Source organism: Streptomyces shaanxiensis, assembly GCF_039537145.1.
GTDB classification, from domain to species: Bacteria; Actinomycetota; Actinomycetes; order Streptomycetales; family Streptomycetaceae; genus Streptomyces; species Streptomyces shaanxiensis.
In genome coordinates this window covers 820,904-846,070 of the sequence record NZ_BAAAZY010000010.1, presented here as the reverse complement: position 1 = coordinate 846,070, position 25,167 = coordinate 820,904, and the positions used below count along the sequence as shown (strand labels likewise).

The following is a 25,167-nucleotide window of genomic DNA, read 5'->3' as shown; positions in this document are numbered from 1 at the left end:
CCGCTTTATGAGTCAAGAGTCCGGGACGGATGACCTGATGACGGGGCGTCCGTTCACTCGGCGTGAGTGACGCGGATCTTGGACTGGCCGTGCGGCAAAGCCTCCCAGTCCGTCATGAAACGCGCCCGTAGGCCGTGCTTCTCGGCCAGGGCCACGAGGGTCTCGGTGCGGTAGTAGAAGTCCTCCCGCAGGACCTGGTGTTCCTCGCCCTCGGTGCGGTCGAAGGTGAAGTCGAACCAGCCGCCGGGGGCGAGCACCCGGCCGACATTGGCCAGGCACTCCTCGATGACCGGGAGCGGCGAGTGGGAGAAGACGCTGTGCGCGTGCACGACGTCGAAGTGGGCGTCGGGCAGGAACCGCAGCGTCAGGTCACGGACCGGCGTCAGCATGGGGAGCCGCTGTTGCAGGCCCATCTCCACGACGGTGTCCTGGGCGGCGAAGAGGATGTCGGGCGAGATGTCGATGCCGTAGTAGTGACCGGGGTCGAGGTGCCGGATGAACCGCCAGCCGCCTCGCAGGTTGCCGCAGCCGATCTCCAGCATCCGGTGCTCGGGGCGCAGGCCGTGGCCGACGAGGTAGTCGAACTGCATCGCCCCGAGCGCCAGCCACCGCTCGCGACTGTGGCTGCCGACCGCCGCGTCGGGGTCGGCGCGGGTGTCGGAGCGCATCACGGCGCGGTAGTAGGAGACGTGGTCCGGGTGGCGGCTGCGCAGCCATATGTCCCGGGCGGTGCGGGCCAGATGGCGCGGTACCCGGTCGGGGTGGCGCAGGGCGTAGGCGAGGCGATGGCCGAGGGCCGCACGGTTGGCGGTGAGGTTCTTGGCCGGCATGTCGATCGTGCCTTCCTGGGGACGCGGAGCCCCCAAGCGGGCGAACACGGTGCTCGTCACCGCCACGAGGAGGGCCGTACCACCGAGGATGCTCAACAGGGCGTTGCGGCGCCACAGGTGCAGGCCGACCGTGAGGGCCAGGGCCGACAGCGGGGCGAGGACACGGGGTTGGGTCAGCGACAGGTCGCGCAGGCAGCGGACGACGAGGATCACCATGATGCCGGCGGGCATGCGGGTGCTGAGGTAGAGCACGCTGGTGCTCGCGCGCAGCGGGGCGAGGGCCGCGAAGGGCAGGGCGCGCAGGGCCCGGGTGACGGCGGCGGTGACGAGCACCGCGGCGATGGTGTAGCGGGCGTCAGGCAATGCTCGTCACCCGGTGCAGGGGGAAGGACAGCGCGCGGACGACGCGTCGGAGGCTCACCAGGAACGCGGCCACGGCGATCGTCGCGGACGACGAGTACGCGGCCGGCGTCGCGTACACCGGCCGGGTGGGCTCCTCCCGGACTCCCGACGCGCTGTACTGCCGAAAGCTGAGCTGAACGCCGCATTCGGGGGGAACCTGGAACCCGATGCCGATCGTATGCGCTGTCGCCGTTCTCGCCGTCGCGAACCTGCTGAACAACTGGCTCGCGCGGAGCCCCGCCCTGTACGTGGTCGTCTGCGTGGCGGCGACGGCCGTCCTGCTGCTCATCGCCCGCTGGGACGGTCTCACCCGGGCCGACCTGGGGCTGGACGCGGCGGGCCTGCGCCGGGGACTGCGGTGGGCTCCCGTGCTGGCCGGGGTCGTCCTGCTCGTCGTGGTGCTGCTCCTCGCGGTCCCGGCCGGGCGCGAGGCGTTCCGGGACTCCAGGGCCGCCGGCCTGTCCGTGGCGCAGGTGCTGTGGGTGACGCTGGTACGGGTGCCGTTCGGGACCGTGCTGCTGGAGGAGACGGCCTTCCGTGGCGTGCTGTGGGCCATGATCCGGCGCCGGCGCGGCACGGCCTGGGCCACCGGCGTGTCGTCGCTGCTGTTCGGGCTGTGGCACCTGCTGCCCTCGCGCGGCATCAACCGCTCCAACGCCGCCGTCGGCTCGCTCTTCGGGGACGGCCCGGCGGGCGTGGCGCCGACGGTCGCCCTCGCGATCGTCGCCACGGCCGCCGCCGGGGTCGTCCTGTGCGAGCTGCGCCGCCGCTCCGGCAGCCTGTTGGCACCGATGGCCCTGCACTGGGCGGTCAACAGCTTCGGTTACGTCACGGCCTGGGCGGCGGCCCGCTGGTGGCTCGACGGCTGAGCCCTCAGAAGTTGATCATGTGCCCGGCAAGGCCGTGCACCGCTTCCTTGACCGCCTCGCCGAGGGTCGGGTGGGCGTGGACGTTGCGGGCGACCTCATGGACGGTCAGATCCCACTGCTGGGCCAGGGTCAGCTCGGGCAGCAGTTCGGTGACGTCCGGGCCGATCAGGTGGCCGCCGAGGAGTTCTCCGTACTTGGCGTCGCTGATCAGCTTCACGAAGCCGGTCGCGTCGCCGAGGCCGTGGGACTTGCCGTTCGCCGTGAAGGGGAACTTGGCCACCTTGACGTCGTGGCCGAGCTCGCGGGCCTGTGCTTCGGTGTAGCCGAAGCTGGCGATCTGCGGCTGGCAGTAGGTGGCGCGCGGGATCATCACATAGTCGAGCTCCATCGTCTCGGCGTCCGCGATGGTCTCGGCGGCGATGATGCCCATGGCCTCGGCGGCGTGCGCGAGCATCAGCTTCGCCGTGACGTCGCCGATGGCGAAGATGTGCGGGACCGAGGTCCGACAGCGGCCGTCGACGTCAATCGCGCCGCGCTCGGTGACGGTCACGCCGGTCTTGTCCAGGCCGTAGCCCTCGACGTTCGGCTGGAAGCCGATCGCCTGGAGCACCTTGTCGGCCTCCAGGACCTGCTGCGCGCCGTCCTTGCCGGTGACCGTGACGCGCACGAGCTCGCCGGACTCGTCGACGGCGTCGACCCGCGTGGAGGTCAGCACGTCGATGCCCAACCTGCGGTACTGCTTGGCGAGTTCGGCGGAGACCTCGGCGTCCTCCAGCGGGGCCATCCGGTCCAGGAACTCGACGATGGTGACCCTCACGCCGTAGTTGTGCAGGACGTAGGCGAACTCGACGCCGATCGCGCCGGCGCCCGCGATGATGATCGACCCCGGCAGTTCCTCGGCCAGGATCTGCTCCTCGAACGTCACCACGCGCGCGCTCCGCCGGGTGCCGGGAAGCAGCTTCGGTGTGGCGCCGGTGGCGATGATGCACTGGTCGAAGCCGATGGTGCGGGTCTCGCCGTCGTAGCCGGCCACCTGGAGGGTGTGCGGGTCGAGGAAGGTGCCGCGGCCGTCGATCTCGGTGATCTTGTTCTTCTTCATCAGGTAGTGGACGCCCTTGACCCGGCCGTCCGCGACCTTGCGACTACGGCGGAAGGCCTCGCCGAAGTCGAAGGAGACCTGCCCCTCCACCTTGATGCCGAAGGTCTTCGCCTCACGCGTGAAGATGTGCGCCAGTTCGGCGTTGCGCAGCAGCGCCTTGCTGGGGATGCAGCCCACGTTCAGGCAGACGCCGCCCCAGTACTTCTCCTCCACGACGGCGACGCTCTTGCCCAGCTGGGCGGCGCGGATGGCGGCGACGTAGCCGCCGGGGCCCGCGCCGAGGACCACGACATCGAAGCGCTCGTCCTGCTCGACCATGGAGCGTTTTCCTTCCTGAGTACGACGTCCCGACTCTGCTGGTGCCGATCTCCGCGAGGAGATCGACTTCCGCTTCTTCCAGCATGACCGCATCCACGAGGTTGTGTGGTGGTGCGGGAGGGTGACGGTGATCTCAGGTGGCGTGCGCCAAGGCGATCAGGTCAGTTCCCCGGCATGTTTCAGCCAAGGCATACGAGGTTGAGCACGCAGAGCGACGCCGGCGAGGTCTCTTCCGGAGCCGGGCTCGACGGCGACGTGGAGGTTCCGGAGTCGGAGCTCTCGGTTGCCGACGGGGTCGGCGTCTGTGGCTCGGCCGCCGAGTCACCGCTGTCACCGGAGTTCGCCCCTCCGGTGTCCGGGGAGACGGGCTGCGTCTGCGGGACCGAGGTCGCCGCGGGACTCGGGGTGGAGGCGGCGTCCGGTCGGGTGAACTGGCGCGTGGTGTGCGGTGTGGTGATGGACTCGCGCGCGGCGTTGGTGGGGGTCGGCTTCGAACCCGGCGTGTCGGTGCGCGGCGCTTCACGGGTGTCCGGCGGAGTGGACGCCGGACGGGTGAGTTCCGGTACCTGCTGCTCCACCACCGCCGTGTTGGGGTTCTCCGGCGCGGTGGCCGCCTGGGCCTTGTCGGCGGACCCCCGGTCCATGGCCGAGACGGTCAGACCGCCGCCGACCAGCGCGACGGCGGTCGCGACGACGGCCTTGCGCTGGTTCTTCTTCCAGCGGGCCCGCTGACGACGCCGCGCGGCCCGGCCCATCGGGGCGACGGGTACGCCTTCCACGTCAGGAGACTGCGCTACGGGCGCGGTCTCTTCCACGTCGGCCGACGGTGCCGTCTCGTCCCGGAAGTAGCCGTCGTACCAGGTGTCGTGGGCGGGCGTCTCCCACGCCGCCGTTGCGGTGTCGGCCGCGCCGGACGCCACCGACACGGCGGGACCCCCAACCGCGGAGGGAGCGATGTCCGGGGCGTAGGCGCCGCACCCGGGGCACACGAGGGCCCCGTTGAGATGCCGACGGCACGAGGAGCAGTAGTCCATCTACGGTCTTCCTGGGTTCGCGTGGAGGATCGAACGGCCAGAACGCTAACGACGCTTTGGACGGGCTGTGTGCAGCCCGAGTGATGCTCCTGCACAGATGTCACAGGAAGTGTGTGTGGACCGTGACCGGCTCACAGGTCACAGCAGCCCTCACGCCGCATACGCCGGCTCACCTCCAGCCACTCCTCCTCCGCCCGCCGCTCGGTGGCGGTGTCGGGGGTATCGGGGGTGTCGAAGGTGTCGACCAGGTCGGCCTGCTCGAACAGGACGCCGCCGCGGAGGACCGCCGCCGTACGGATCAGGGCGGCGAAGTCGGTGAAGGGGTCGCCGTCCACGACCGTGAGATCGGCGAGCTTGCCCTCCTCCAGCGTGCCCAGGTCGTCGTCGGCTCCGAAGACGCGCGCGGGCAGCAGCGTGGCGGTGCGCAGCGCCTCGGCCGGTGAGAGACCGGCGCGGTGCAGGGCGCGCAGGGCGAGGTGCAGGTGCAGGCCGACCGGGACGATCGGCTGGTCCGTGCCGAGGGCGACCAGACCGCCGCCCGCGAGGATCCGCCGGTAGACGTCCATCTCCCGGCCCAGCGTTGCCAGTTGGGCGTCGGTCGGCGGCTGTCCGGCCTGCTCGCGGACCGACGCGGTGTCCCACGGCGGCATGAGCGCGGTGACGCGCGGGTCGTCCGCGAGCGCGGGGTCCGCGCCGAGCAGGGCGAGCGCGGTGAACGGGGTGGCGACGAGGTGGAAGCCGGCGCGGGTGTAGATCTCCTCGACGTCCTGGTGGGCGCGCCCCGTGGCGGAGGTCGCGTGCCCGAACTCCAGCCGCTGCGTCGCCTGCAGGTGGGTCGTCAGGTCCTGGCCCAACTGCACACCGGGAGTGCACAGATGGCTGCCGCTGCGCACCCCGAGCCGTTCGTGCCCGAACTGCGCGGCCTCCTTCATCACCCAGCCCGGGGCGCGTACGTAGGTCTTCACGAAGTCCCAGTCCAGCGCGGCCCCGCGCGCCAGCGAACGGTGCAGCCCCTCGTGGGTGCGGTGGGCGCGGCCCATGCTGTACGCCACCCGTGCCCCGTCGAGCAGTTCGCCGGTGGTCAGCAGCCGGGGTCCGGCGAGGGCGCCGGCGGCGACGGCCTCCCGGATGCGGGCCTGTTCGTAGGCGAAGCCGCCCAGCGAGACGGCGGTCGTGATGCCGTACGCGAGTTGGAGCGCGGTCTGACGCCCGCCGTACGTGGTCTGCCAGGGGTGGGTGTGCGCGTCCCACAGGCCGGGGATGACGGTGCGGTCGCTCGCGTCGATGTGGCGTGCGGCGGGGCGGCGGCCGGTGCGGTGCGGGGAGACCTCCGCGATACGGCCGTCGCGGATCACGACATCGATGTCCTCTCGGACGTCCGAGCCGGTTCCGTCCCAGAAGCGGCCCGCGTGCACGACCATGTCGGCCGGGCGCGGCCTGCGGTGCTCCAGCGGGACACGGACGGTACGGGTCCGGCCGCTGCCGATGTCGATCAGGCGCAGGGTGCCCGCGGAGAGGTACAGCAGGGTGCGGGCGTCGGCGGACCAGGACGGGTGGTCGGCGGGTTCGGTGGTGAGCCGGCGGGGCTCACCGTCCGGGGTGCCGTCGGACCGTACCGGCAGCAGCCACAGCGCCGACTCGGCGACCACGGCCATCCAGCGGCCGTCCGGGGACCAGACGGGGCCGGAGTCGTAGCGGTCGGAGAGCGAGGTGTGCGGGGCGAGGGCGTGCAGGGTGGCGGCGCCGGTGGTCGTGTCGACGACGCGGATGAGGTTGTAGCCCTCGCGGAAACGCTGGTTGAGGCGGTTGCGGTCGCACAGCGCCACATACCGGCCGTCGGGTGACCAGCTGGGCCGGCCGGGCAGCCCGCCCGCGCCGAGCGGTGCGGCGAGCACCTGTTCGACTCCGTCGGGCAGGTCCCGGACCACGAGGTTGCCGGACATGTCCAGGCAGGCCAGCCGCCTGCCGTCGGGCGAGAGCGCGGGAAAGACACGGCCGCCCCCGGCGAGCACGGTCTCCTCGCCGGAGCCGAGGTCACGGCGCCGTACGGCGAACAGTCCGTCGCGGTCGTCGGCGTACACCAGCGCCGTGCCGTCGGGCGTCCAGGCCGGCGCGAGCACATAGCGGGTGGCGGGTACTTGGAGGACCTTGCGGACCTTGCGGGGTGCGCGGCCGCCCGTCGTGCCGCCGATCCACAGCGCGTTGAGCGCGGCGAAGGCGACGCTGCGGCCGTCCGGTGACAGGGCGGGCAGGTGCAGGGCACGGACGGGGCGGGTGCCGGCGCCCTCGAAGTCGTACGCCTTGCCGCGGTAGCGGGGGCGGTGCACGGGCAGTGCGGCCGTGAACGGGATCTCCTCGCCGGTGCCCGGCGCGTCCGGGTCGAGCAGGCGGAAGTGTCCGTCGACGGTGAGGAGCAGTCGTCCGCCGTCCGTCCAGCGGGGCGGAGCGGGGAGGAGGTCGCCCTGGACGGCGACCGGTCTGCCGGCCACGACGAGGGTGCAGGAGGCTGCGGGTGAGGACGTGGTGCGCAGGTAGGCCAGGCGGCCGGCGGGCGAGACGGCCGGGGTCATGAGCTGGGCGCCGGAGTCGTCGGTGTGCTCGGTGGTGACCGGGCCCGAGCCGTCGGCGGGCACCGAGGCGACGGTGGTCGCGCGCAGGGCGCCCGTCGCGGAGACGCCGGCGCGCACGAACAGCACGCGCTCCCCGTCGGGCGACCACGCCGGGTCGAAGTCCTCCCAGCGGGCGCCCTGCCCGGGGCCCTGCTGTCCGGGGCGCCCGGTGAGCCGGGTCAGCGCGCCGGTGCGTACGTCGACGACCCAGATGCGGTACGGGGCGCCGGTCACGGTGTCGCCGCCGCGCTCGGAGGCGAACGCGACCCGGGTGCCGTCCGGGGACCAGGCGGGGCCCCGGTCGTCCCACGGTCCGTCGGTGAGCTGCCGTAGCCCGGTGCCGTCCGGCCGCAGCGTCCAGAGGTGGAAACCTCCGCCGCGGTAGGCGCAGACGACAAGGCGGCTGCCGTCGGGCGAGAACTGCGGGCGGGTGGGTTCGAGGCCGGGCGGGGTGAGCGGGACGGCGGTGCCGCCTTCGCGCGGGACGGACCAGAGCACGTTCTGGATCTCGGCGACGAGCCGGTCACCGGACGGGGCGAGGGTCGCGGAACCGCCGGTGGCGGCGGTGAAGGAGAGCGTGGTCGTACCGGAGGCGGCGGCCGCGGCCGGCGTGCCGACGGTGGTGAGCGCCGTCGCGGTGACGGTGGCAGTCGCGGTGGCGGTTGCGGTGGCCTGGAGGAATCTGCGGCGGGAGAGCGGGCCGGTGCGGTGGGCGTCCGAGATGTCTGCGGGGTCCAAGGAAGCTCCCAGTGCGCGGAGTTGGCGGGCCGGACAGGAGAGACCACTGGTGGCAACGTACGGGGCGGAGCCCGGTCACGGGCCCCGCCCCGGCGGTTCTCGGCCGTTCTTCGCACCGGCTTGGCCGTGCCGGAGCCCGCGACGGCGGCGTGGACCGGCAGACACCCCCTAGACCAGAAAGAGCAGTTGGACGGCGACGAGTACGTCGATGACACCGCACCACTCGGCGAACGTACGGGAGACGACCTTGTCGAGCCGCAGGTGCACGAAGTCCCAGACACCGTGGAAGAACCAGCCGGCCGCCAGCAGATAGCGGCCCAGGTCCGGATCCACCGCCAGCCCGGCCAGCGCGAGCCCGCAGAAGACGAGCGCGCCCCCGGCCTGGACCCCGAACGTGGCCCGCCCGTGCGGGGTCCCGCGGACGGCGCCCCAGGCCAGGACGGCCAGCGCCAGGGCGACCAGGACCGTCGACGGGGCGACCGCGTCCTGGAAGGGGAGGGCGAACACCACCACCGTCCCGGCCCCTAGGACCGGCCAGGTGGCCTGCGGCTTTCCGATCTGGTGGACGACCAGGTAGATCAGGGGCAGCAACGGCAGGGTCTCCGCGAAGCCGCCGACGGCGTCGGCCACGTCCTGCGAGCCGGACGCGAGCACGTTGAGGGCGACGACCGCGACGGCCAGCACCGTGGGCCAGCGCCGCTTGAGCAGCGCGGCGGGGTTCGGCCTGTCCGCCGTCGCGAGCGGGGCACGGGTTGTCATGGGACCCTCCTTGGGTACCGGGGTGGGGTATCTGTCAACACCTCCAGCCTGTGCCCTCGCCGAGTCCGTCAGTAGTGCCGAATCCCCATGCGCGCGCGTGGCGTTGTCACGTCCGCGCATGACATTTGTCATGCGGCCTGGGCCACAATGACCGGATGGGGGACGGGTCGATCGAACGCACGGCGGCGGGGCTGACGAGCTTCCGCCGCTACACGTGGTGGACCGTGCCGGGCATGACCGTGTGTGTCCTGGTCGTCTTCGTCGGCGCGTGGCTCCTCGACGGCGACGTCCCGCTGTGGGCCCGCGCCCCGGCCGCCGTCGCGTTGGCGGTCGAGATGTGGGCGAGCGTCGTCCTGCTGAGCCGACGGTTGGCGCTCCTGCCGTCGACGGACGTACCCCCCGAAGCGCCCTTGGGCCGGCTGATCGCCGCTGTCGGGGCGGGAGTTGTGCTCGCGGTCTTCCCTCTTGCCTTGCACGACTACGGGCTGTGGCCGGTCGCGCCCGCCCTGGTCGTGGCGATCGTCGCCACCTATCTCCCGCCGCGCCGGAGGCGAGCGCTGATCGCGGGTGCCGTGGTCCTCGCGCTGCTGCCCGGGGGCGTGGTCAGCCTGCTGGAGGGTGACGGGGAGTTGGCGTACGCCGCGCTGTTCCCGGCCGGGCTGGTCGCCTTCACGGCCTGGGTGACGCTCGGCCCGCTGTGGGCCTGGGACACGGCACGGCGACTGGACGAGGCACGGCGGCTGGAGGCGGAGCTGGCGGTCAGGGAGGAGCGGCTGCGGTTCGCCGCCGACCTGCACGACATCCAGGGCCATCACCTCCAAGTCATCGCGCTGAAGAGCGAGTTGGCGGCACGGCTCGTGGACGTGGACCCGGCACGCGCCGCCGTGGAGCTGAAGGAGATACGGCAGCTGTCGGCGGATGCGCTGAGCGACACCCGGGCCGTGGTGCAGGGCTACCGTCGTACGTCGCTGGACGACGAGATCGGCAACGCGACGCGGGTCCTGGCCGCCGCCGACATCGACGCCAGGATGACCCTCGACCCCGCCGCCGTGGCCGCCGGCCTCACGGATTCCGCCCGGCATCTCCTCGGTCTCGTGATGCGCGAGGCCACCACCAACGTGCTCCGGCACAGCCGGGCCGGGCACGCCGAGGTCGACTACCGGATCGCGGACGGTTCCGCCCGCCTGCGGGTGAGCAACGACGGCGCGGAGGACCGTCCCGGAGCCTCGGACGGCACGGGACTGCGTACCCTCGCCGAGCGGTTGGAGGCGGCCGGCGGCGAGCTGACCTGGAAGCGGGACGGTCCGCTCTTCGTGGTCACGGCCGCGCTCCCGACGAGGCCACTGCAATCCCCGAACCCCGCGGACGGAGCCGCCCGATGATCCGTCTGCTCATCGCCGACGACGAGGACCTGCTCAGAAGCGCCCTGGCCGCGCTGCTCGGCCTCGAGCTGGACCTCACCGTCGTCGCCGAGGCGGCCACCTCGACCGAGGCGGTGCGGCTGGCCCGCGAGCACCGCCCCGACATCGCCGTCCTGGACCTGGAGATGCCGCCCGCCGACGGGCTGGTCGCCGCCGAGGAGATCCGGGCCGAACTGCCCACGCAGATCGTCCTGATGACCCGGCACGCCCGGCCCGCCGTACTGCGCCGGGCGCTGGCCGCCGGTGTGCGCGGCTTCGTCCCCAAGACCACCCCGGCGTCCCGGGTGGCCGAGATCATCCGTGACATCGCCGCCGGCCGCCGCTACGTCGACCCGGACATAGCCGCCTCCGCGCTGACCGAGGACGACTGTCCCCTCACCGGCCGCGAACTGGAGATCCTGCGCGCCGCACGCAAGGGCGCGTCGATCGCGGACATCGCCGCCGAGGTCCATCTGGCGTCCGGCACGGTGCGCAACTACCTCTCCTCCGCCATGGCCAAGCTGGGCGTCCCGACCCGCCATGCGGCCGCCCACCGCGCCTGGGAGCAGGGCTGGATCTGACATCACTCGTCCGAGGGGCCGAACCACCGATGTCCCTCATCCGCTGTCTCCCCGCGCCGAGAATCCGGCCATGGGGACTGGTGGGCGTACTCGACGGGTCGGTGCGGTCTATCTCGGGCTGTCGGTCGGCGGCATGATCGGGGCGGTGTGCCTCGCCGTCCGTTTCGACCTGCGGATCGCCGAGACCCTGGCCGCTCTGCTGCCGTCCGTGGGCGGTATGTACCTGTCGTGGGCGACGTTGCGCGCCGATCGGCACGAGGGCGAGGACCTGGCCCGCGTGGCGGATCGGCTGGCGCCGGCGGTACGGCAGCAGTGGGAGTCCGAGGCCCGGGTGCGGCGCCTGAACGACCCCTATCCCCTTCCGGTCTCCTGGCGGGCGGCCGACGCCCGGTTCGGTGAATCGTGGTCACTGTTGAGGGAGCTGGCCGAGGACCGGACGGCTCCGCGCGTCGGCTGGGCCACCGGACCGGAGGAACTGAGCGGCACGGGCGGGGAGATCACCGAGGTGTTCCTGGAGCGCGTACCGACGCGCCGCCTCGTGATCCTGGGCGGCCCGGGCGCCGGGAAGAGCATGCTGCTGATCCGCCTGCTGCTCGCCCTCACGGACGTACGCACACAAGGCGGCCCCGTTCCGGTGCTGTTCTCGCTCGCGTCGTGGAATCCCGATGAGCAGACGCTGGAATCCTGGATGGCGGAACGGCTCCAACGCGACTACAGCGGCCTCGGCGCCCCGGAGACGCGCCACGCCGTTGGCGCCGCCCTGCTGGAGCGAAGGCTGATTTGGCCCCTCCTGGACGGCTTCGACGAGATCCCGGAACCGTTCCGCGCAAGGGCGCTGGACGCCGTCAACTCGGCCCTGCCGCCGGGCCGACCACTGGTCCTGACCAGCCGCCTGAAGGAATACGGCGACACTCTTGCCCCGGCCCACGGCGTACCCGTCAAGCTCAGCGGCGCGGCGGCGGTGGAACTGCGCCCCCTGGCGGCCCCGGACATCGCCGCATACCTGCGACGGGACGCGGGCGGTCAGGACACCGCTGCCGCCGCCCGGTGGGACCCGGTGATCCGCCTGCTCGGCACCGACGCGCCGGTGGCACGCGCGTTCACCACACCGCTGATGCTCTTCCTGGCCCGAACGGTCTACAACCCCCGCCCGGGCGAGCAGGACACCGCCCTTCCCACGCCCGCGCACCTGTGCGACGAGGCCCGCTTCCCCGACCCGGCGGCCGTCCGGGCCCACCTCTTCGACGCGTACGTGCCCGCCGCGTACCGGCCCCATCCGAGGTACCCGTGCCGTTGGTCCGCCGAGCAGGCCGAGTACGCCCTGCGCCGTCTGGCCCGGCATCTGCAGCACACCCTGGGCGGCACCGCCGACCTGGCCTGGTGGCAGGTGCGCCGGGCGTTGCCGCCGCGGTTCGCCCAGGTGGTGACGGGTGCCGTCCTCGGCGTCGTGGCCTGGGCCGCCGCCACCGGCGCGGGCAGGCTCACCGCGCTGTTCGCCGGCCTCGACTCCGGGTGGCTGACGGGTCCGCCCGCTGCCATCGTCGCGGGCCTGGCCGGAGGGATCGCGGGCGGCATCGGCTGCGGCCTCGTCGCAGGCCTGACCGGGGGTGCCGCCGAGGGCCTGACCCATGTGCTCGCCACCGGGCAGCCGCAGTGGCCGGCGGCCACGATGGCCAACGGGCTGGCCTACGGTTTCGTCGGCGGCATCGTCGGCGCGCTCTCCAGCAGAGGCTCTCGGACCGGGCACGGCTGGACCTGGGACCACCGCAAGTGCGCGGTGGGCTTCCTCACCGGGGGCACGCTCTTCTTCTCGTACCGCCTCAACCACGGTGGTACGGCCGCTGCCGTGGGCGCCCTCGCCGCCGCCCTGGTGTGCGCGCTGGCGGGCGGCGTGTTCGGCAGCCGCGCCGGGCGTCTGTCCGCACGCCGCCCGGGTGCCATCCCGACCGTCCGCACCCGGTGGGCCTGGGACTGGCGGGGGTTCTCGACGGGCCTGGCGGGCGGCTGTGCCGTCGGCGTCACCCACTGGGCCGTCACCGGACTCCAGTCGCTCCTCGCCGACACCGCCTCCTACCACGTCTCCACGATGATCACCTTCTCCTGCGCGTTCGGCCTGGCGGTGGGCATCGCGCACGGCCTCTCCGGCAAGCCCGCCGATCTCACGGCCCCGACCGGCCCAATCACCCTGCTGCAACAGGACCGACGGATCTTCGCCAGGCTGTGGCTCGCCGTGGGCCTGGCGGTCGCCGCCGCCTTCACGCTCAGCTACGGCATCGAGTACGTCGCCCAGGGCGGGCTCTCCTACGGCCTGGGCCGCGGGACCACGGACGGCCGGGCCATCCCGATGACCCCGGCCCACATCCTCGTCCGCGGCCTGGCCTACGGCCTCACCGTCGGCCTGGCCGCCGCGCTCAGCCAGAACGCCTGGTGGTACTACACCCTCACCCGCCACCACCTGGCCACGACCCGACAGCTCCCCCGGGACCTGACGGCCTTCCTCACCGACGCCCACGAACGCCGGGGCGTGCTTCGCCGGGCAGGAGCGGTCCACCAGTTCCGTCATCTCGACCTGCAGCAGCATCTTGCGGCCCCGGAGCGGTCCCAGGAGTCCGGAGCCGGGCGGCCGGGCCCGCTCCGGCCGTGGATCCCCCGTCGGCGGCACACGGACAGGGGACCGATGACGAGAGCGTGATCCCTCAGGGTGGTCCCGGAGCCCGCTTCCTCGGCGCCGCGGCCAGGGCGGACTTCAGGAGACGGCGGAAGGCGGGGCACTCCATGTGGCTCGGTGCGGGGCAGGCGGCGGCATGCCGCAGGGAGTCGCGCAGGACGGCCAGTTCGCGGATCCGCCGGTCCAGCTCGTCCGCCTTGGTCGCGAGCATCTGCCGGTCGAGGTCCGGCTGTGCGTCCGGCTGCCCGTCCGGTGTGACCATGCGCGCGATCTCGTCGAGCGAGAACCCCGCGGTCCGCCCCATCGCGATCAGGGCCAGGCGCTCCAGCACGCCGGGATCGTACTGACGGCGCAGGCCCCGCCTGCCGATCGAGGCGATCAGGCCCTTTTCCTCGTAGTAGCGCAGTGTGGAGGCAGGCACTCCGGCGCGGTGTGCCACCTCGGCGATGTCCAGGTCCGTCATGGTCTTGACCTCAAGTCGACTTGAAGTAGGACGCTGTCACCACGGCCCGGTGAAAGCAAGCCCAGGAGACGATCATGGACGCCACACGCAGGACGGACGACGAGCAGGCGGTCCGTTGGAACGGACCCGCCGCCCAGGCATGGGTCGAGACGCAGGCGCTGCTGGACAGGATGCTGAAGCCGTTCGAGGACCTGCTCCTCGAAGCGGTACCCGCCGGGCGCGGAGGCAGGGTGCTCGACGTCGGCTGCGGCACCGGCGGCACCACGCTGGCCGTCGCACGGAGGCTCGGCCCGGGCGGTCACTGCGTCGGCGTCGACATCTCCGAACCGATGATCACCGCCGCCCGGGAACGGGCCGAGCGGGAGGCCACACCGGCCTCCTTCGTCCGCGCCGACGCGGCGGACCACGCGTTCGGACCCGCCGCCTTCGACGCCGTGATCTCACGGTTCGGCGTCATGTTCTTCCACGACTCCGTCCGGGCCTTCGCGAATCTTCGGCGTGCCGCCGGGGACGGGGCCGGGCTGCGGTTCATCGTCTGGCGCGGCCCCGAGGAGAATCCGTTCATGACGACGGCCGAACGCGCCGCGGCACCGCTCCTGCCGAACCTTCCCGCCCGCCGGCCGGACGAGCCGGGACAGTTCGCCTTCGCGGACCCCGGCAAGGTCCACCGCGTCCTGGAGGAGAGCGGCTGGGCGGGCATCGACATCCGGCCGGTCGACGTCGCCTGTACGCTGCCCGAGCGGGAACTGGTCGGCTACTTCACCCGGCTCGGGCCGGTCGGTCAGGTGCTTCCCGAGGCGGACGAGCAGACCCGCGCACGGGTCGTCGAGACAGTCCGCGCGGCCTTCGATCCGTTCGTGCAGGGCGCCGAAGTCCGTTTCACCGGGGCCTGTTGGCTGGTCGACGCCCGGGCGGGCGCCCCCAGTCCGGAGGCGAAACTTTCGTGATCTCGACGCCCCCTTCCTGAGCGCGAGCGAACCCGCGCATAGTGAGGGAGCGGTACTACGTGATCGCCCACGGGAGCGGTGATTCAACGAGATGACGCTGAAGAAAGCCCTGGTGGTCCGAGGCGGTTGGGAGGGGCATCGGCCGGTCGAGGCGACGGAGCTGTTCCTGCCCTTCCTGCGGGGCAACGGCTACACCGTCCGCGTCGAGGAGTCGACCGACGTCTACGCCGACGCCGCCGAGATGGCCGCCACCGATCTCGTCGTGCAGTGCGTCACGATGTCGCAGATCAGCGCCGGGCAACTGGCGGGACTGACCGCGGCGGTCGAGGCCGGGACCGGCTTCACCGGCTGGCACGGCGGAATCGCCGACTCCTTCCGCGCCTCCTCCGACTATCTCCATCTGGTGGGAGGACAGTTCGCGACCCACCCGGGCAAGGAGCCGTGCGAGCGCCAGGGCGGCCAGGAGGACAACTACCTGCCCTACGCCGTCACCATCACGGAATTCGGCCGCGAGCACCCCGTGACGGCGGGCATCGAGGACTTCGAGCTGCACACCGAGCAGTACTGGGTGCTCCACGACGACCTGATCGACGTCCTGGCCACCACCACGCATCCGGCGCGGCCGTGGCAGCCCTGGCACCGGCCGGTCACCTCGCCGGCGATCTGGACCCGCCGCTGGGGCGCCGGCCGGATCGTGGTGACGACGCCGGGGCACAGCCTCGACGTGCTGGAGGACCCGAACGTCCGCACCGTCATCGAGAGGGGCATGCTGTGGGCGACCCGCACCGCGTCGGCGTCGTAGGGCTCGGGGTCATCTCCCGCGCGTACCTGGACACGCTCGCCGGTCATCCGGCCGTACGGATCACCGCGGTCGCCGACCTCGACGCCTCCCGGTCGGCCGCGGTCGCCGCCGAGGTCCCCGGTGTCGCGGCGCTGCCCGTCGAGGAGTTGCTGAGCAGCCCGGACGTGGACACGGTGCTGAACCTCACCGTCCCCGCGGCCCACGCGGAGATCGCCCTCGGCGCGATCGGCCACGGCAAGAACGTCTATGGAGAGAAGCCCCTGGCCGCCGACTTCGCTGCCGCCCAAGCCGTGGTGGAGGCCGCCGCGAGGGCCGGTGTCGGGGTGGGGTGTGCGCCGGACACCGTCCTGGGCACCGGGATCCAGACGGCGCGGGCGGCGGTGGCGGCGGGCGGGATCGGACGCCCCCAGTTCGCCTCGGCCGTGATGGTCACGCCGGGACACGAAGGCTGGCATCCGCACCCCGACTTCTACTACACCGCCGGGGGCGGCCCGTTGCTGGACATGGGGCCGTACTACCTCACGTCCCTGGTGCATCTGCTGGGCCCGGTGCGTGCGGTGATCGGGGCGGCCGGACGGTTGCGGCACGAGCGCGTGATCGGTTCCGGCCCGCGTGCGGGCGAGCGGATTCCGGTCGAGGTGGACAGCCATGTCTCCGGCGTGCTGGAGCACGTGAGCGGGGCGCTGACGACGCTCACGACGAGCTTCGACGGCGTCGCCACCACCGCCGCGCCGATCGAGGTCCACGGCGACGCGGGCACGCTGGCGGTGCCGGATCCGAACCACTTCGACGGCGAGGTACGGCTCTTCGAACTCGGCGGCACGCAGTGGCGCGCGCTGCCGCCGTCCGCGGGGTACGCCGACGCCGCCCGGGGTGTCGGTCTGCTCGACTTCGTCGCCGCGGACGGGCAGCGGGCGCCCCGCGCGGGCGGCGACCTCGCCCTGCACGTGCTGGAGACGATGAGCGCCCTGCTGCGCTCGTCGGCGGAGGGTCGCCGCATCGAGCTGACGACGTCGGTCCAGCCGCCCGTACCCGTTCCGCTGACGCCCGCCGAGGAGTGGCGGGGAACCACCGGCTCCCCGTCCGCGGCGCACTGAGGGGGCGTCAGTCCACGGGCCAGGTGTGCGCGGGCGCGTTCAGGTGCATGTAGTCCATGTACGTCCTGGTCATCCGGCGCAGTGCCTCGTACCGGTCGGTGGCGCCGTCCTTCTCCAGGTGGTGGACCGTCTCGGCCTGCCACAGGGCGCCGTTGCGGGCGGTGACGCAGCGCTGCTCGATGATGCCGAGCATGGGTTCGCGCCAGCTCGTGTCCATGCCGGCCAGCTCCAGGCCCCGATGGGCGAGGGGCAGCAGGCGTCGCAACACCAGTTCCGTGACCGGCACTTCGCCCACGCCGGGCCAGTACAGGCGGGCGTCGATGCCGTCCTGAGCCGCGGTGTGGAGGTTCTCCTCGGCGACCGAGAAGGACATCCGCGTCCAGATCGGGCGGTCCTCGTCGACCAGGGCGCGGGTGAGGCCGTAGTAGAAGGCGCCGTTGGCGATGATGTCGGCCACGGTGGGGCCGGCGGGCAGGACCCGGTTCTCGATGCGCAGGTGCGGGCCACTGTCGGTGACGGCGTATATGGGGCGGTTCCAGCGGTAGATCGTGCCGTTGTGCAGAGTCAGCTCGCCCAGCTCCGGAGCGCCGCCGCCGTCGAGCACCTGCTGCGGGTCCTCGTCGTCGCACAGCGGGAGCAGGGCCGGGTAGTAGCGCACGTTCTCCTCGAACAGGTCGAAGACGCTGGTGATCCACCGCTCTCCGAACCACACCCGGGGTCGTACGCCCTGGGCCTTGATCTCCTGCGGGCGGGTGTCGGTGGCCTGCTCGAACAGGGGGATACGGGTCTCGCGCCACAGCTCCTTGCCAAAGAGGAAGGGCGAGTTCGCCGCCAGGGCGATCTGGACGCCGGCGATGGCCTGGGCGGCGTTCCAGTAGCTGGCGAAGTCCTTCGGTGAGACCTGGAGGTGGAACTGCGTGCTGGTGCAGGCGGCCTCGGGGGTGATGGTGTCGGCGTACGTCGACAGGCGCTCGACGCCGTCCACCGTGATCCGCAGGTCCTCGCCGCGCGCCGCGAAGATCTGCTCGTTGAGCAGCCGGTAGCGCGGATCGCCGGACAGGGCGGTCTCGTCGACGTGCCTCTCCGCCAGCGTCGGCAGGATGCCGACCATGATGAGGTGCGCGCCCACGGCCGACGCGCGCTCCTCGGCGTGGTTGAGCGCTTCACGGATCGCCTGCTCCCAGGCGCCGGGGCCGCCGGTCGTCAGCTGCCGGGGCGGAATGTTGATCTCCAGGTTGAAGCGGCCGAGCTCGCTGGACCAGGCGGGGTCGGCGATCGCCTGGAGCACGTCGGTGTTGCGCATCGCCGGCAGCCCGTCGGCGTCCACCAGGTTGAGCTCGATCTCCAGCCCGACCCGGGGAAGCTCGCTCTCGAACGTCGACTCACGCAGCATCTGCGCCAGCACGTCGAGGCAGGTGTGCATCTTCTCCCGGTACCTGCGGCGGTCCTCCCGCGTGAACACCAGGGCCGGCACATCACGTCCCATCGGGCCCTCCCGAGTTCCCTCGGCGGATGCCTCTCGTCCCAGGGTGGCACCTCTGGCGGAACCAGGACAGTCGGCTCCCCTGTCATCCACTCGGAGCAGATTTTGTGCCACCAATAAACAAATCCTGTTGTACCTCTCGTTCTGCCTGCCGCAGCCGCATCCGGCGGCTAGACTCCCCGGTGCACGGTCGGCATGTGTGTCGACTGCGACGGGAACGGGTCCGACGTCCCTTTCGGGCGCGGCTGTCGAGGCATTCGGCATCGCGTCAATCGCGACAACTTCACATGCGGCCTGTACGTCGGCAGGGCCTCAGTTGATCACTGAAGTAATGGTGGTCGACCTGAGACACCTGCCATCGCTCTTCGCGGCTCGCGCTCGGTTCGGCCATCTCCGCTTGGAGGAGGAGCCGAGCATGGAATTACAAGTCGTCCTGGCGATTTTGGGCGCGGCCAGCGTGGTGTCGGCGTTCATGTACGCCCTGAAGGGGCTCCTCGATCAGATCCCCGATCTCATCAGGTCGTGGCGTCGAGTGCTGGACGAATTGCGGCGAGCCCACTCCGCGTCCTCGACGGGATCGGACGAGCGCGGATCGTCCTCCGGAGGGAGGGCTTCGAACTGACCACCTGTTTCAGCGACACGTTCCTGAGGCCCGGAGGACGTGGTGGCCCCACAGGTACGCACCCACGGGCCAGCCCCAGATCCTGCCCGGCTCGTACATCGGCTTCGGCGCCGGGGACGAACGCGTGGTCGTGTTCGCCGGGAAGGCCACGCGGCGCCGGCCGCATATCGAATCAGCCGCCACCGGCGCGGCAACGCGGCAGGACGCGCCGAGCTGATCGTGTAGGGAGGTCGGTGGGCACCCGCGGGCGGAGACATCGGTGAGCGCTCACGACACCCCAGACATGCGCCGGCACATGGAGCGGCTCGCCGCCGAGGGTGTGGACGTGGTTCGGGTGATCTATCCCGACCTCATCGGCACCGACCGCGCCCGTGACGTCCTGGTGGACCATCTGCCGTCGGCCCGCGAACACGGTCTGGCCTTCTGCCGGGCCGTCTACCACACCACCCCGCAGGGCGACGTGGTCCCGGTCGCGGGCGGCCTCGACGCCGGCCTGCCGGACGTCACCGTGCGCCCCGACCTGTCCGTCGCCCGTACCGACAACGACCATGTGACCTTCGGCAAGGGCAGCCCGCACCTGTGCCTGGGCAACCTCCTCGCCCGCACCGAGATCCGCATCATGTTCGAGGAGCTGATCCCGAGGATCGCCGGCATCAGGCCGGCCGGCGACGTGCCGCGTGTGCGCTCCAACTTCGTCAACGGCATCAAGAAGCTGCCGGTCGAGGTCACGCTCGCCTGATCGACAGGGCGTGGCGGAAGACGTCACGAGGGTCCCACCGCGCCTTGACGCGTTGCAGCCGCCGGTAGTTGTCGCCGAAGTACAGGGCGTGCCAGGGGGCGCCGGTGTTCCGGGCCGGGTCGGCGAGGTCGGTGTCGGGGTAGTTGATGAACGCGCCGTCGGCTGCGGCGGGGGCGCCGCCGGTGTCGGCGTACAGGTCCTCGTAGAGCTCGCGCAGCCAGCCGATGTGCCGGGCGTCGTCGCGGGGGTCCTCCCAGCCGTTGACGTAGAACATCTTGATGCTCGCGTCGCGGTGGGCCGTCGCGGTCGCGTCCGGGGCCACGGTGTTGACCTTGCCGCCGTGGGTGTAGAGGCTCACGCTGCCGCCCGGGTGGTCGTAGTCGGACCGGGTGAGGTGGTGGTGCAGGGCGTCGATCTGCCGGTCGGTGAAACGTCGGCGCAGATAGCCCGACTTGACCTTCAGCCGGTAGACCGGGCCGGGGTCTCCCGGTGAGCCGGCGAGGGCCGCGGCCAGCCAGGCCTGGTTCCGCAGCGTGCGGACCGGCTGGACCGGCACGCCCCGGTTGATCGCGGCGAGATGCTCGTCCAGCATCCGTTCGGCGCCGGAGTCCGCGGCCACCTGGCCGATCATGAGGACCGACCCCGACGGGCGGCGGGTGAGGGCGAGTTCGCTGTAGAGGGCGAGGTACGGCGAGTCGGGTGCGCTGTGCCGTTCGGCCCACTCGCCGTGGTTGCGGACGAGCCGGGCGAAGGACGTCCTGTCCAGCTGCTGCCAGTCCCAGGAGACCGAGAAGCTCAGCACGCCGGCCGGCGGCGCGGGCAGCAGGCCGGACGGGTCGTCGCCGGCGGCGCCGGGTGTGCGGAACCAGTAGCGGGTGACGATGCCGAAGCTGCCGCCTCCGCCGCCGGTGTGCGCCCACCACAAGTCCCGGTTCGGATCCGAGGGTTCGCGGGTGGCCACCACACTGCGGGCCCTCCCCGCCCGGTCCACGACGACCACCTCGACCGCGTACAGGTGGTCGACGGACAGGCCCATCAGCCGGGACAGCGGGCCGTAGCCACCGCCCAGGACATGTCCGCCGACGCCGACATCGGCGCACCAGCCCGCCGGAACCGTCACTCCCCAGCCCAGGTACAGCCGCCGGTACACCTCGCCCAGCAGGGCACCGGCCTCGACGGCGAAGGCGCGGCGGCCCGGGTCGTACGCGACGCCGTTCATGGCGGACATGTCGACGACCACCCGCACGGCCGGGTCGGCGACGAAGTTCTCGAAGCCGTGGGCGCCGCTGCGGACCGTGATCTGCCGGCCGCTGTCCACCGCCTGCTGCACGGCCCGTACGACGTGCGCGGTCGTGCCGGCCACCCAGACGTGCTCCGGCTCACCCACGAACCGGCGGTTGTAGCCCCGGCTCGCCAGGGACCGGAACCGTGGATCCCCGGGCCCGACCATGGCCGGCCCGGGCGGCGGAGGGCCGCAGGACGCCCCCTCGCCTGCCACCGCGACCGAGGCTCCCAGCCCGGGCGCCACGACCCCCGCCGTCGTGGCGACCAGGCCGCCGCGCAGTACGTTCCTCCTGCTTAACGCGCTCATTTCGTGTCCTCGTGCTTTCTTCCGGATCCTCACTTCCGTCGGTTCACGAATCTAGGTGGCGAAGGCGCCGAGGACAGTCGTCCCAACCCCCCGGTCATGGTGGTGCCGGCACCCCTGTCGACCGTCCGCGGAAAATCGCGTGCATGGCAGCACAGCCCGGAGTACGGTCCCGGCGTGATCAATGACGACGGCTACTTCGGAGAGAACGTCGCTGCCGACTACGACGATTCGGCGGCGAGCGAGTTCCGCCCCGACGTGGTGGAGCCGGCGGTCGACCTGCTGGCCGAACTGGCCGGCGACGGCCCGGCACTCGAACTCGGCATCGGCACCGGTCGCATCGCGCTGCCGCTGGCCGCCCGCGGTGTCCCGGTGCACGGCATCGACCTGTCCCGCGCCATGGTGGACCGGCTGCGCGCCAAGCCCGGCGGCGACGCGATCGACGTGACGATCGGGGACTTCGCGACAGCACGGGTGGAGGGGAGTTTCTCCCTCGCGTACCTGGTCTTCAACACGATCATGAATCTGACGACCCAGGACGCCCAGGTCGACTGCTTCCGCAACGTCGCCGCGCACCTGGCGCCCGGAGGCCGCTTCGTCGTCGAGGTCATGGTCCCGGAACTGCGGAAACTCCCGGCCGGGCAGAAGGCCGTTCCGTTCCACATCAGCGACACACGCTGGGCGTTCGACATCTACGACCCCGCCACGCAGGCGATGAGTTCGAACTACGTGACCATCGTCGACGGCCGCGCGGAGCACTCGTCCATCCCGTTCCGGTACATCTGGCCGGCCGAGCTGGACCTGATGGCGCGCCTCGCCGGTCTCCGGCTGCGCGACCGGTGGGAGGACTGGACGCGCGAGCCGTTCACGAGCGAGAGCGGCAAGCATGTGTCGGTGTGGGAGAAGCCGGCCGACTGACCGTTCCCGCACGGCCGGGTACGGCCCGGCGGTCACCTGGCACCGCTAGAGCGTCGAAGCGGTCCGCCGCCGCGGGGCCGACGGCACGGACCGCCCCTTCCGACGCCGGCACCTCGCACTGACTGGCGGGCACAGGAACGAGCCGAATGGCCGCCCGTCCCCGCGCGTTCGCCCGCTACCCCCGCACGCACGCCGCCCAGTCCACGATCTGCACCGCCGCGCCCGCCGCCTCCATGCCCCGGCAATGGGCGTGGTGCCGGCGTGCGATGCCGTCCAGGTCGAGGTGGGAGCCGAAGGCGGGGTGCGCCGCGAGGCGCTTGGCGTAGGCCCACAGGTGCGGGTGGCCGGTGATGCTGTGCACCGCGGCGGCGTCCAGGTGGTGGCGGTGCACGGTGTCCAGTTGCACCAGGGTCACCCACAACTCGACGTCGGCGAGGGTCGGTTCACCGCCCAGCACATACTCCTGGCAGGCCAGCCGCCGTTCCAGCCCGTCCAGGGCGTCCAGCAGGGTGGCGAGCGCGGTGTCGCGCACCGCCGAGTCGACGTCCGGCTCTCCGGCGCACTGCGCGGACGCGGTGATGTCCTGCTCGCAGAGGCGGCCGATGCCCTCGACGGCCTCCTCGGCGCCGCGCGGGAAGAGATCCGGGCCATCGCCGCGGAAACGCCGGGCCAGGTCCCGCAGGATGTCGGGGGCGTGGGTGCTCACGATCGTGCCGGTCCACGTGTCGCTGAGCACCGGCGCCGCCGCCGGTCCCGGGTGCTGGTGCGAACTCGCCTCGTACAGCGGGCGCAGCGCCTCGTGCCCGCCGTCAGGGGCGTCCGGCACAACGGGGAGCAGCGTCACCGGGAGGGTGTCGTCGAGGCCGAGCAGGCTGTGGGTGACGGCGATGCGCAGACAGCGCGGAGACGACAGGGCCAGGTGGAGCCGGTAGCGGCGGGGCGCCGCGTAGTAACCGCTGCGCGCGTCACAGCCGATCCTGCTCCGGAAGGACGGCACGGCGGTCGGGGATGGGGCGGACATACGTCTCCCTGGGTGCTCGGTCACGGGCATACGACGGCGATGGCGCGCGGCGGCTTCGGCGCGGCCGGAATGCGGTACGTGAGGTGAGGTTCAGGGGCGGGCTGTCGCGCCGCCCGCACCGTGCGGGGAACTTGCCGCACTGCACACACGCTCGAGGTCGATGTGGCGACGGGACGTCAGCAGGGGCAGCAGGGGCAGCGGCCGGACGGCGACACGGACCGTGTCACTGCCGAGGTCCAGCGCGGAGCGGCCCATGTTTCCCTACCAATTCACTAGGATTCCCGTACTGGAGTGTCGGGCCGGATCCGAGCCGCGTCAAGAGGGCCGCCGAGCATTGAGACGCCGGTCCGGGTCAGGGGTTCGTCCACGCCTCGGGGTCGTCCGCGAGGCTCAGGACGTCGTCGGGCAGTTTGGCCGCGGCCACATGGGCCAGGGTGACCTCGCCGAGGATCTTGCGGACGTTGGCGCGTACGGCGATCCAGAGCGGCAGCAGGGACTCCGCGGGACCGACGTAGGAGAGGTCGGGCGGGCGTACGCCACGCACCGAGACCAGGGGGCCGTCCGCCACGCGGATCACGTCCGCGATGGGGATCGAGTCCGCCGGGCGGGCGAGCCGGTAGCCGCCCTTGCCGCCCCGCTGGCTGACCACGAGGCCGCCCCGGCGCAGATCGCCGAGGATGCCCTCGAGGAACTTGTGCGGGATGCCCTGCGCCTCGGCGATCGCCTCGGCCTTGAGCGAGGTGTCGTCCCCCGCGGCGGCCAGCTCCAATGCCGCCCGCACCGCATAGTCCGCCCTCGCCGAGATCCGCATAGCGAGATTATCCATCACTGCCGTGCCGGCCTTCACCCGCCGGGCCCTCGCTCAGGCGGGAAGGGTGAACGGAGGGTGCGCGCCGTTGAGGAAGTAGTCCCCGACCTCGCGCAGTCGATGGGCGACCGGCTCACGCAGGGTGTGCGTACGGGTGTCGCGCCAGAAGCGGTCCAGGCCGTGCCGGGCGAACGCGGCGTGCGCCCCGACGGCGTCCAGGGCACGGGCGGTGATCTCCTGCGCGGCCCGGGCCGCGGCGGCCTCGGCCGCGCTCGCCAGGACCGCTGTCTCGGCACACTCCTCGTCGTCGAGGTCGTCGCCGCGCGCGAGGCCGTGCGTCAGGGCCGCCACGGCCTGGTCGGCAAGGGCGGACGCGGCACGCGCGGAGACGGCCAGCTCGCCGTACGCGGTCAGCACATACGGGTCCTGGGGCGGGCCCCCTGTCCAGGGGTGGGGCGAGAAGGGCTGCCACGGACTGTGCACCGCGCGTCCGTGCTCGCGGACTTCGCCGAGCAGGCCCTCGGCGACGCCGAGACAGAACTGGGCGGAGATCAGCCGGGCCGTGGGCACGGCGAGGCCGGCGAACGGCGACAGGGCGCCGTCGTCCGGGGAGAGGGAGCCGAGTACGTCGTCGACCGCGACCGGCACGGAGTCGAACCCGACGCTTCCGGCGGCCGCCAGCCGTTGCCCGAAGGTGTCACCGCCGCTGCTGCTCATGAGGCCCGGGTGGGCGGGGTCGACGAGGACGGCGAGGGGTTCACCGGTGCCCGGCACGGCGGCACGGACCAGCAGCCGGTCGGCCACCCCGACTCCGGAGCCGTACCGCTGATGGCCGTCCAGCAGATAGCCGTCCGTCGTCGGGGTCAGCATGAGCGGCGGTTCGTGCGAGGCGATACCGCCGCCCCAGTACCACTGCCCCGCCGCGGACGCCCGCTCGACCCGGGCGGCACGGTCGGGGCCGGTCAAGAACCGGGCGCAGTAGGACAGGAAGTAGTGGCTGCCCAGCAGATGAGCCACCGCGCCGTCGGCCGCGGCGACGGTCCGCACGACCGTGTAGGCGGTGCGCCAGTCCGCTCCCCCGCCGCCGTGTGCGGTGGGTACGAGCAGCGTCAGGAGGCCCGATTCACGCAGCCGCGCGACCTCGTCGAGCGGAGGCTTGCCGGCCTGCTCGCGTTCGACCGCGTCCGTGGCCAGGTCGTCCGCGAGCTCGCGGGCGATGTGCGGCCAGTCGGAGCGCCCGGTCACCGCTGCGACCGTCTTGTCGGCCGGTGGTGCAGTCGTCATGGCGGACTTCCTTCAAGGCAGAAGACAACGCGGTCCCGGTCTGCCCGGCCGACCCGGTCAGCGTCATCCTCACTCGCTCCACCGACGA

21 protein-coding genes and 3 pseudogenes are annotated in these 25,167 nt (G+C 72.2%); 10 read left to right on the top strand and 14 right to left on the bottom strand.

Annotated elements, in window-relative coordinates; translation table 11 throughout:
- Positions 1-53: 53 nt before the first annotated feature.
- The 3 genes and pseudogenes from ABD932_RS17800 to ABD932_RS17790 all read right to left on the bottom strand — a co-directional run bounded on the left by ABD932_RS17800 (position 54) and on the right by ABD932_RS17790 (position 1,311).
- A complete protein-coding gene (locus ABD932_RS17800; RefSeq protein ID WP_345014455.1) occupies positions 54-830 on the bottom strand; it encodes a class I SAM-dependent methyltransferase in 777 nt (258 codons plus the stop codon).
- Positions 831-902: 72 nt separating this feature from the next.
- Positions 903-1,163 (bottom strand): annotated as a pseudogene (locus ABD932_RS17795) (branched-chain amino acid transporter permease); the annotation flags it as partial.
- A 22-nt stretch (positions 1,164-1,185) separates the two neighbouring features.
- The gene (locus ABD932_RS17790) at positions 1,186-1,311 is read right to left on the bottom strand and encodes a hypothetical protein (protein WP_345013757.1); all 126 of its coding nucleotides are present in this window, start codon (positions 1,309-1,311) and stop codon (positions 1,186-1,188) included.
- Between the two features lie 88 nt (positions 1,312-1,399).
- On the opposite strand from ABD932_RS17790, the gene ABD932_RS17785 reads away from it, so the two are divergent.
- On the top strand, positions 1,400-2,101 hold the full coding sequence (locus ABD932_RS17785; RefSeq protein ID WP_345013755.1) for a CPBP family intramembrane glutamic endopeptidase: 702 nt from the start codon (positions 1,400-1,402) through the stop codon (positions 2,099-2,101).
- 4 nt (positions 2,102-2,105) lie between these two features.
- Here the strand turns inward: ABD932_RS17785 and lpdA are convergent, their stop codons facing one another.
- The 4 genes from lpdA to ABD932_RS17765 form a co-directional block, all read right to left on the bottom strand.
- On the bottom strand, positions 2,106-3,518 hold the full coding sequence (gene lpdA / locus ABD932_RS17780) for a dihydrolipoyl dehydrogenase (protein ID WP_345013753.1): 1,413 nt from the start codon (positions 3,516-3,518) through the stop codon (positions 2,106-2,108).
- Positions 3,519-3,697: 179 nt separating this feature from the next.
- Positions 3,698-4,552, bottom strand: coding sequence for an SCO2400 family protein (locus ABD932_RS17775; protein ID WP_425587470.1), 855 nt, complete (start codon positions 4,550-4,552; stop codon positions 3,698-3,700).
- 131 nt (positions 4,553-4,683) lie between these two features.
- Positions 4,684-7,899, bottom strand: a complete 3,216-nt coding sequence (locus tag ABD932_RS17770) for an amidohydrolase family protein (protein WP_345013749.1) — start codon at positions 7,897-7,899, stop codon at positions 4,684-4,686.
- Positions 7,900-8,067: 168 nt separating this feature from the next.
- Positions 8,068-8,658: a hypothetical protein gene (locus tag ABD932_RS17765; protein ID WP_345013747.1), complete on the bottom strand. Its 591-nt coding sequence runs from the start codon at positions 8,656-8,658 to the stop codon at positions 8,068-8,070.
- Positions 8,659-8,813: 155 nt separating this feature from the next.
- Between ABD932_RS17765 and ABD932_RS17760 the strand changes: the two genes are divergently transcribed.
- From ABD932_RS17760 to ABD932_RS17750, 3 genes are all read left to right on the top strand, one after another.
- Positions 8,814-10,040, top strand: coding sequence for a sensor histidine kinase (locus ABD932_RS17760; RefSeq protein WP_345013745.1), 1,227 nt, complete (start codon positions 8,814-8,816; stop codon positions 10,038-10,040).
- Positions 10,037-10,639, top strand: coding sequence for a response regulator transcription factor (locus tag ABD932_RS17755; RefSeq protein ID WP_345013743.1), 603 nt, complete (start codon positions 10,037-10,039; stop codon positions 10,637-10,639). The genes ABD932_RS17760 and ABD932_RS17755 overlap by 4 nt, the downstream gene beginning before the upstream one ends.
- A 70-nt stretch (positions 10,640-10,709) precedes the next feature.
- Positions 10,710-13,331, top strand: coding sequence for an NACHT domain-containing protein (locus ABD932_RS17750; RefSeq protein ID WP_345013741.1), 2,622 nt, complete (start codon positions 10,710-10,712; stop codon positions 13,329-13,331).
- Between the two features lie 4 nt (positions 13,332-13,335).
- Here ABD932_RS17750 and ABD932_RS17745 read toward each other — a convergent pair whose 3' ends face one another.
- Positions 13,336-13,770 (bottom strand): helix-turn-helix domain-containing protein, encoded by a 435-nt coding sequence (locus tag ABD932_RS17745; protein ID WP_345013739.1) that lies wholly within the window; start codon positions 13,768-13,770, stop codon positions 13,336-13,338.
- Positions 13,771-13,844: 74 nt separating this feature from the next.
- Between ABD932_RS17745 and ABD932_RS17740 the strand changes: the two genes are divergently transcribed.
- The 3 genes from ABD932_RS17740 to ABD932_RS17730 all read left to right on the top strand — a co-directional run bounded on the left by ABD932_RS17740 (position 13,845) and on the right by ABD932_RS17730 (position 16,616).
- Complete coding sequence (locus ABD932_RS17740; RefSeq protein ID WP_345013737.1) at positions 13,845-14,717, top strand: class I SAM-dependent methyltransferase; 873 nt, start codon at positions 13,845-13,847, stop codon at positions 14,715-14,717.
- 91 nt (positions 14,718-14,808) lie between these two features.
- Positions 14,809-15,519 carry a ThuA domain-containing protein gene (locus ABD932_RS17735; protein WP_345013735.1) on the top strand — a complete coding sequence of 237 codons (711 nt, stop codon included), beginning with the start codon at positions 14,809-14,811 and terminating at the stop codon, positions 15,517-15,519.
- Positions 15,489-16,616, top strand: a complete 1,128-nt coding sequence (locus tag ABD932_RS17730) for a Gfo/Idh/MocA family protein (protein ID WP_345013733.1) — start codon at positions 15,489-15,491, stop codon at positions 16,614-16,616. Before ABD932_RS17735 ends, ABD932_RS17730 begins: the two co-directional genes overlap by 31 nt.
- A 7-nt stretch (positions 16,617-16,623) precedes the next feature.
- Here the strand turns inward: ABD932_RS17730 and ABD932_RS17725 are convergent, their stop codons facing one another.
- Positions 16,624-18,102: a glutamate-cysteine ligase family protein gene (locus ABD932_RS17725; protein ID WP_345013731.1), complete on the bottom strand. Its 1,479-nt coding sequence runs from the start codon at positions 18,100-18,102 to the stop codon at positions 16,624-16,626.
- Between the two features lie 878 nt (positions 18,103-18,980).
- Between ABD932_RS17725 and ABD932_RS17720 the strand changes: the two are divergent.
- Positions 18,981-19,244 (top strand): annotated as a pseudogene (locus tag ABD932_RS17720) (glutamine synthetase family protein); the annotation flags it as partial.
- Positions 19,239-19,460, top strand: a pseudogene (locus ABD932_RS17715) (cytochrome P450); the annotation flags it as partial. The pseudogenes ABD932_RS17720 and ABD932_RS17715, both read left to right, overlap by 6 nt.
- On the opposite strand, the gene ABD932_RS17710 reads toward ABD932_RS17715, so the two are convergent.
- On the bottom strand, positions 19,447-21,051 hold the full coding sequence (locus ABD932_RS17710) for an FAD-binding oxidoreductase (RefSeq protein WP_345013729.1): 1,605 nt from the start codon (positions 21,049-21,051) through the stop codon (positions 19,447-19,449). The pseudogene ABD932_RS17715 and the gene ABD932_RS17710 sit on opposite strands and share 14 nt — an antisense overlap.
- Before the next feature lie 174 nt (positions 21,052-21,225).
- Between ABD932_RS17710 and ABD932_RS17705 the strand changes: the two genes are divergently transcribed.
- Positions 21,226-21,966 (top strand): class I SAM-dependent DNA methyltransferase, encoded by a 741-nt coding sequence (locus ABD932_RS17705; protein ID WP_345013727.1) that lies wholly within the window; start codon positions 21,226-21,228, stop codon positions 21,964-21,966.
- Between the two features lie 175 nt (positions 21,967-22,141).
- Here ABD932_RS17705 and ABD932_RS17700 read toward each other — a convergent pair whose 3' ends face one another.
- From ABD932_RS17700 to ABD932_RS17685, 4 genes are all read right to left on the bottom strand, one after another.
- Positions 22,142-22,987, bottom strand: coding sequence for a glutathione S-transferase C-terminal domain-containing protein (locus tag ABD932_RS17700; RefSeq protein WP_345013725.1), 846 nt, complete (start codon positions 22,985-22,987; stop codon positions 22,142-22,144).
- A gap of 90 nt (positions 22,988-23,077) precedes the next feature.
- A complete protein-coding gene (locus ABD932_RS17695) occupies positions 23,078-23,242 on the bottom strand; it encodes a hypothetical protein (RefSeq protein ID WP_345013723.1) in 165 nt (54 codons plus the stop codon).
- Positions 23,243-23,339: 97 nt separating this feature from the next.
- On the bottom strand, positions 23,340-23,798 hold the full coding sequence (locus ABD932_RS17690; protein ID WP_093910565.1) for an RrF2 family transcriptional regulator: 459 nt from the start codon (positions 23,796-23,798) through the stop codon (positions 23,340-23,342).
- A 51-nt stretch (positions 23,799-23,849) separates the two neighbouring features.
- On the bottom strand, positions 23,850-25,079 hold the full coding sequence (locus ABD932_RS17685; RefSeq protein ID WP_345013720.1) for an acyl-CoA dehydrogenase family protein: 1,230 nt from the start codon (positions 25,077-25,079) through the stop codon (positions 23,850-23,852).
- Positions 25,080-25,167: the final 88 nt, after the last annotated feature.